This window comes from Pusillimonas sp. (assembly GCF_029263785.1).
In the GTDB taxonomy this organism is placed as follows: domain Bacteria; phylum Pseudomonadota; class Gammaproteobacteria; order Burkholderiales; family Burkholderiaceae_B; genus Pusillimonas.
Window position 1 is genome coordinate 1 of sequence record NZ_JAJUFE010000090.1, and the last position, 3,786, is coordinate 3,786.

Below are 3,786 nucleotides of genomic sequence, written 5' to 3' on the forward strand. Positions count from 1 at the left end.
CACGACGCTGGGCTCTTCGCCGGCGTTGGCAACAATGGTGCGCAGGGGAGCTTCAACAGCGCGCAGGATCAGCTTGACGCCGGCTTCCTGGTCGATGTTGTCGCCCTTGACCTTGGTGATGGCGGCCTTGGCGCGGATCAGTGCAACACCGCCGCCAGGAACAATACCCTCTTCGACGGCTGCGCGCGTAGCGTGCAGGGCGTCTTCGACGCGGGCTTTCTTGTCCTTCATTTCGACTTCGGTGGCAGCACCAACGCGAATCACGGCAACACCGCCTGCCAGCTTGGCAACGCGCTCCTGCAGTTTCTCGCGGTCGTAGTCCGAAGTCGCTTCTTCGATCTGAACGCGGATCTGCTTGACGCGAGCTTCGATCGACTTGCTGTCGCCGGCGCCGTCGATGATGATGGTGTTCTCTTTGCCCACTTCGACGCGCTTGGCTTGACCCAGCTGCTCGAGCGTGGCGTTTTCGAGCGAACCACCGGTCTCTTCGGAAATAACGGTACCGCCGGTAAGGATGGCGATGTCTTCCAGCATGGCCTTGCGACGATCGCCGAAGCCAGGAGCCTTGACAGCAGTGGTCTTGAGGATGCCACGGATGTTGTTGACAACCAGAGTGGCCAGGGCTTCGCCTTCAACGTCTTCAGCGACGATGAGCAGCGGACGGCTGGATTTTGCAACTTGCTCCAGAACCGGCAACAGATCGCGAATGTTGCTGATCTTCTTGTCGTAGATCAGGACATAGGGATCTTCCAGAACGGAAACTTGCTTGTCCTGGTTGTTGATGAAGTAGGGCGACAGGTAGCCGCGGTCGAACTGCATGCCTTCGACGACGTCCAGCTCGTTTTCGAGCGATTTGCCGTCTTCAACGGTGATCACGCCTTCCTTGCCAACTTTGTCCATGGCGTCGGCAATGATCTTGCCGATGGACTCGTCGCTGTTGGCCGAGATGGAGCCAACCTGAGCGATTTCCTTGCTGGTGGTGCAGGGACGCGAGATTTTCTTCAGCTCTTCGACAGCAACGGCAACAGCCTTGTCGATACCGCGCTTCAGGTCCATGGGGTTGATGCCGGCGGCAACGTACTTCAGACCTTCTTCGACGATGGATTGGGCCAGTACGGTAGCGGTAGTGGTACCGTCACCAGCGTTGTCGGAGGTTTTGGAAGCAACTTCCTTGACCAGTTGCGCACCGATGTTCTCGAACTTGTCTTTCAGTTCGATTTCTTTGGCGACCGAAACACCGTCCTTGGTGACCGTGGGAGCACCGAACGAACGCTCGAGCACAACGTTACGGCCTGTGGGGCCCAGTGTGGTCTTGACGGCATTGGCCAGGGTGTTTACGCCGCGAACAATGCGCGTGCGCGCGTCGTCGCCGAATTGTACTTGCTTAGCAGCCATTGTGATTCCTTGCTAGATTCGTATTCGTTTGGAGGATTTACTCGATGATGGCGAGGATTTCGTCCTCGCGGATGACGAGCAGCTCTTCGCCATCGACCTTGACGGCCTGGCCGGCGTACTTGCCAAACAGAACCTTGTCGCCAGCTTTGACGTCGACCGGAGTCACTTTACCGTCTTCGGCTTTCTTGCCGGGACCGACAGCGATAACTTCGCCCTGATCGGGTTTCTCAGCGGCGCTTTCGGGGATGACGATGCCCGAGGCGGTGGTACGCTCGTTGTCCAGACGTTTGACGATCACACGATCGTGCAAAGGACGCAGTGCCATGAAGGTACTCCTGATTAAAAAATTGGTTGGAAATAGCAAAAGGGGCGGTTGTTAGCACTCTACCCCCTCGAGTGCTAATTATAAGGACGGTCTGGAATTCTTCAAGGGGAGGGTTGGATTTTGTTACAAGTGGCGGGTGGCGGAGAGCGACGCGCACCGGTCACGCGCCAGAGAATCAGGCCTGAAGTCGAGTTGCATCGCGTTCGCAGCCTCCGGTTTCGTCTAATATCAGTGCGACCCGACACAATTGTCTTTGACCATACCTACGTCGCTCTCAATTGAATATCCATGCATACAACGAGTGCTCCCACTGCGGATAGCTTAGTAAATTAGCCCGCAAATGTTCGATGTTTCCTACCTGTACCCGGCCCTGGTGCTGGCCCTGGGCTACTTCGTCCTTGGCCTGACCGGCTTCGGCTCGGCACTCGTCGTGGTTCCTTTGCTGGCGGGCATTTGGGCTCTGCCGGACGTGGTCGCCATGGCTATCTTGCTGGATATTCCTGCCAGCATGCTGCATGGCGGGCTCAATTTGAAGCAGGTGCGCTGGAAGGAGATGCGCCGCTTATTGCCGGGAATGGCGATAGGCACCTTGGCCGGCCTGTTGCTTCTGGGAGTACTGGACAGGCGCTGGCCACTGTTTATTCTTGGCCTCTATGTAGCATTCGTGGGAATCCGCGCCCTGGTGCCGTCGTCGAAACCGTCGGCCAGGCCTTCCGCGCTCTGGGCTCATCCAGTGGGTGCCTTAATTGGCGTAATTGAAGTGATGTTTGCCACGGCGGGGCCGGTCGTGCTGGCCTGGCTGCATCGAAGGCAGATCGATGTGGCGGGGATACGGGCGACAGTGCCTGTGATCATGGTGCTGGCGGGCCTGATAGCGGTGGTGGTGTTATGGAGTTCGGGTCAGATCAATGCCGACGTCGTCGCCATCCGCTGGCTGTACGGAATTCCTGTTGCGCTTTTGGGGGTGGTACTGGGTAATCGATGCGCCGCTTGGGTTTCCCCCTTGCTGATGACCCGTGCGCTGGCTGTGCTCCTGACCATAAGTGGGCTTTTTCTAATGCGCCATTTATTTGTTTGAGGCAAGGCAAAGGTTGCGAATGCCCAGAAGCTTCTATATCTACTGGTATGGTTGCACGACATAAGAACAGAGGGCAGGTCAGTTGCGACCGCACTCATCAAAGGAGATATCTCATGTCCACAAAAATTGTTGACCCCATTCCCGGTTTGTCGGCAGGCATGAAGGCCGCGCAGATTCCGATTTCACCCGTGGTGCGAGCCAATGGGTTTTTATTTTTATCGGGAATGCCGCCACTCGATCTGGATACTGGCACAGTTATCAAGAATCAAGATATCAAGACACAAACCCGCCTTTGCCTTGAAGGTATTCAGCACGTCTTGAGCCACGCCGGTTCGTCGATGGAAAAAATCGTCAGCATGCGGGTGTATTGCAGCGAACCCACGCAATTTCAGGCCATCAACGAAGTCTACGCCGAGTTTTTCCCTGAAAATCCTCCCTCGCGCACATTTGTTCCCGTGTGCTCGTGGCAAATGGGCTTCGATATCGAGCTGGAGTGCGTGGCTCTGGAGTAGGGCGTCTAATCGATATCAGCGCATACCTCTTGCAGCTTTTGCAAAATTCCGTACAAGCGGACACGATCTTCGGTGTCCAGCGCCAGAAGCAGGCGCGCGTGACGTTCGCGTGCCTGGCCGATTACCTTGTTTACTACGCGTGCACCCTTTGCGGTGATGTGACACTCCAAAGACCGGTCGCCCGTCTTCATCGAGGCCGTTGATACCAGCCCTTTGGCGATCAGCTCTTTGACTGTACGGCTGACCAGTGCCTTGTCGCTGGCGGAAACCTCGGCCAGTTGCTTCATGGGAATGGAGCGGTGATGAGCCAACCGAGGCTGTTGATGCTTGATGAGCCAAGCCTGGGCCTGGCTCCCCTGATCGTCCAGGAAATTCTTACGGAAATCGGGCAATTGCGTCATAGCGGCCTATCGGTTCTGTTGGTTGAACAGAACGCCTGTGCCGCACTCAAGGTATCGTCTGAAGGTCATGTGCTC

The 3,786-nt window shown here is 56.5% G+C and carries 5 protein-coding genes and 1 pseudogene; 3 read left to right on the forward strand and 3 right to left on the reverse strand.

What is annotated here, in order from left to right; translation table 11 throughout:
- Both groL and Q1J88_RS12800 read right to left on the reverse strand, forming a co-directional pair.
- Positions 1-1,395: chaperonin GroEL (gene groL, locus Q1J88_RS12795; protein ID WP_301118120.1), on the reverse strand; the 1,395-nt coding region annotated here is incomplete at its 3' end.
- 37 nt (positions 1,396-1,432) lie between these two features.
- Positions 1,433-1,720: a co-chaperone GroES gene (locus tag Q1J88_RS12800; RefSeq protein WP_301118121.1), complete on the reverse strand. Its 288-nt coding sequence runs from the start codon at positions 1,718-1,720 to the stop codon at positions 1,433-1,435.
- A gap of 340 nt (positions 1,721-2,060) precedes the next feature.
- Between Q1J88_RS12800 and Q1J88_RS12805 the strand changes: the two genes are divergently transcribed.
- Complete coding sequence (locus tag Q1J88_RS12805; protein ID WP_301118122.1) at positions 2,061-2,798, forward strand: sulfite exporter TauE/SafE family protein; 738 nt, start codon at positions 2,061-2,063, stop codon at positions 2,796-2,798.
- Positions 2,799-2,911: 113 nt separating this feature from the next.
- A complete protein-coding gene (locus tag Q1J88_RS12810; protein WP_301118123.1) occupies positions 2,912-3,310 on the forward strand; it encodes a RidA family protein in 399 nt (132 codons plus the stop codon).
- A 5-nt stretch (positions 3,311-3,315) separates the two neighbouring features.
- Here the strand turns inward: Q1J88_RS12810 and Q1J88_RS12815 are convergent, their stop codons facing one another.
- Positions 3,316-3,597, reverse strand: a complete 282-nt coding sequence (locus Q1J88_RS12815) for a MarR family winged helix-turn-helix transcriptional regulator (protein WP_301118124.1) — start codon at positions 3,595-3,597, stop codon at positions 3,316-3,318.
- A gap of 9 nt (positions 3,598-3,606) precedes the next feature.
- Here Q1J88_RS12815 and Q1J88_RS12820 point away from each other — a divergent pair.
- Positions 3,607-3,786: pseudogene (locus Q1J88_RS12820) on the forward strand (ABC transporter ATP-binding protein); the annotation flags it as partial.